The sequence below is a fragment of the Parabacteroides sp. Marseille-P3160 genome, from assembly GCF_900162725.1.
Taxonomy (GTDB): domain Bacteria; phylum Bacteroidota; class Bacteroidia; order Bacteroidales; family Tannerellaceae; genus Marseille-P3160.
This window is the reverse complement of the sequence record NZ_LT799418.1, coordinates 2,628,599-2,631,098: the sequence shown is the minus strand read 5'-3', so window position 1 is coordinate 2,631,098 and position 2,500 is coordinate 2,628,599. Positions and strand designations below refer to the sequence as shown.

Sequence of the window (2,500 nt, the reverse complement as noted above, 5' to 3'; positions counted from 1 at the left end):
TCAAAGGTTATTTGCACCTCCCCCAGGCTTTTCGCAGCTTATCACGTCCTTCTTCGCCTCCGAGAGCCAAGGCATCCACCGTCTGCCCTTCTCTTACTTTCTTTTTTTCTTCTTTCTTTGCTTCCCTTGCCGTACAAGCGCATTCAAACCGGGGAACCTTCCGCATGCCTTCCCATCCCTTTTAGGGGGAAGGGGAAAAACATCCCGAGGGGCTCCGCCTGGTGCGGATGAACGGCTCAAAAGCAAATTCGACTTCTTCGTCTTTTACTTTATTGCTTTATTGTCCAATATGTCAATGATCTCTTTCTTTTTGTGGAGAATAACGGATTCGAACCGTTGACCCTCTGCGTGCAAAGCAGATGCTCTAGCCAGCTGAGCTAATCCCCCTTCCATAACTAATGGACCGGATAATCCACTATTCTACGGCGTAGTCCCAGGCAGAGTTGAACTGCCGACCTCTACATTATCAGTGTAGCGCTCTAACCAACTGAGCTATAGGACTGTCAACTTTTATCTAACCCGGGAGCAGACTCCCAGCTTCTTTCGTTTCTCTTCTTTCTTTTCCAATCATATAAATAAACAAGCAGTGCAGTACAAGCTATCTTCCTTCTCCTTAGGGGACAGGCCACGGCCTTTTCCCTCCTGTGAAGTATTGCTGTTTCCTTTTTTTTTTAAACCGGCCACCATTCGTACCTTTTTGTCGTTCATCCTCTTCTTTTTCGTAAAGAAAAGACTTCACGGAACTTCGAGTCTCCAGAAAGGAGGTGTTCCAGCCGCACCTTCCGGTACGGCTACCTTGTTACGACTTAGCCCCAGTCACCGGTTTTACCCTAGGACGATCCTTTGACGGTTACGTACTTCAGGTACCCCCGGCTCCCATGGCTTGACGGGCGGTGTGTACAAGGCCCGGGAACGTATTCACCGCGCCATGGCTGATGCGCGATTACTAGCGAATCCAGCTTCACGGAGTCGAGTTGCAGACTCCGATCCGAACTGAGAGAGGGTTTTGAGATTGGCATCCTGTCGCCAGGTAGCGCCCCTTTGTCCCCCCCATTGTAACACGTGTGTCGCCCCGGATGTAAGGGCCGTGCTGATTTGACGTCATCCCAACCTTCCTCACAGCTTACGCCGGCAGTCTTGTCAGAGTCCTCAGCTTTACCTGCTAGCAACTGACAATCAGGGTTGCGCTCGTTATGGCACTTAAGCCGACACCTCACGGCACGAGCTGACGACAACCATGCAGCACCTCGCAATAGGCTATTGCTAGCTACAACCTTTCAATCGTATTCCTAATGCGTTCAAACCCGGGTAAGGTTCCTCGCGTATCATCGAATTAAACCACATGTTCCTCCGCTTGTGCGGGCCCCCGTCAATTCCTTTGAGTTTCACCGTTGCCGGCGTACTCCCCAGGTGGATTACTTAACGCTTTCGCTGTAGGACTTACACTATATCGCAAATCCCTAGTAATCATCGTTTACGGCGTGGACTACCAGGGTATCTAATCCTGTTTGATTCCCACGCTTTCGTGCTTCAGTGTCAGTGATGGTTTTGTAAGCTGCCTTCGCAATCGGAGTTCTGCGTGATATCTATGCATTTCACCGCTACAACACGCATTCCGCCTACAGCAAACATACTCAAGGTGACCAGTTTCAACGGCAATTTTATGGTTGAGCCACAAACTTTCACCGCTGACTTAATTACCCACCTACGCACCCTTTAAACCCAATAAATCCGGATAACGCTCGCATCCTCCGTATTACCGCGGCTGCTGGCACGGAGTTAGCCGATGCTTATTCATAAGGTACATACAAAACGGGACGCGTCCCGCACTTTATTCCCTTATAAAAGAAGTTTACAACCCATAGGGCAGTCATCCTTCACGCGACTTGGCTGGTTCAGGCTCTCGCCCATTGACCAATATTCCTCACTGCTGCCTCCCGTAGGAGTCTGGTCCGTGTCTCAGTACCAGTGTGGGGGACCTTCCTCTCAGAACCCCTATCCATCGATGGCTTGGTGGGCCGTTACCCCGACCAACTACCTAATGGAACGCATGCCTATCTGTCAGCGATAAATCCTTTAACAAATAACCCCAGGCGGGGTCCCTGTTTTATGGGGTATTAGACCGACTTTCGCCGGATTATCCCCCTCTGACAGGTAAGTTGCATACGCGTTACTCACCCGTGCGCCGGTCGCCACCAGGATATTGCTATCCCGTGATGCCCCTCGACTTGCATGTGTTAAGCCTGTCGCTAGCGTTCATCCTGAGCCAGGATCAAACTCTTCGTTGTCAAAATTGTTTTCTTTTTATTTCCTTGGCTCAAAATCCCGTTCTTTATTGTCTTTTCCTTACTTACCTTTTTTGGATGATTGACGGTACAAATTATTGGCTGGTTTTTTTAAAAAAAAAGAGAGAGAATACCTTTCAGGGAAAAGTGATTGACTAATCCCTCTTTTAAAGGAAGACCTCTTTTTTATCCTGCCCTTCTTCTTTTCGTCACCG

Annotated in this window: 2 tRNA genes and 2 rRNA genes (1 of these 4 only partly in view); all 4 read right to left on the bottom strand. The window is 49.2% G+C overall.

The annotated features are described in order from the left end of the window. A 23S ribosomal RNA gene (locus BQ8014_RS10400) occupies window positions 1-103 on the bottom strand; it reaches 2,796 nt to the left of the window's first position. A 210-nt stretch (window positions 104-313) separates the two neighbouring features. Further along, window positions 314-387 (bottom strand) — tRNA-Ala (locus BQ8014_RS10395). A 41-nt stretch (window positions 388-428) separates the two neighbouring features. Then, a tRNA-Ile gene (locus BQ8014_RS10390) sits at window positions 429-502 on the bottom strand. Between the two features lie 255 nt (window positions 503-757). After that, window positions 758-2,288: ribosomal RNA gene (locus tag BQ8014_RS10385) — 16S ribosomal RNA — on the bottom strand. The 16S and 23S rRNA genes sit together here with 2 tRNA genes alongside, the layout of an rRNA operon. Between the last annotated feature and the right edge of the window lie 212 nt (window positions 2,289-2,500).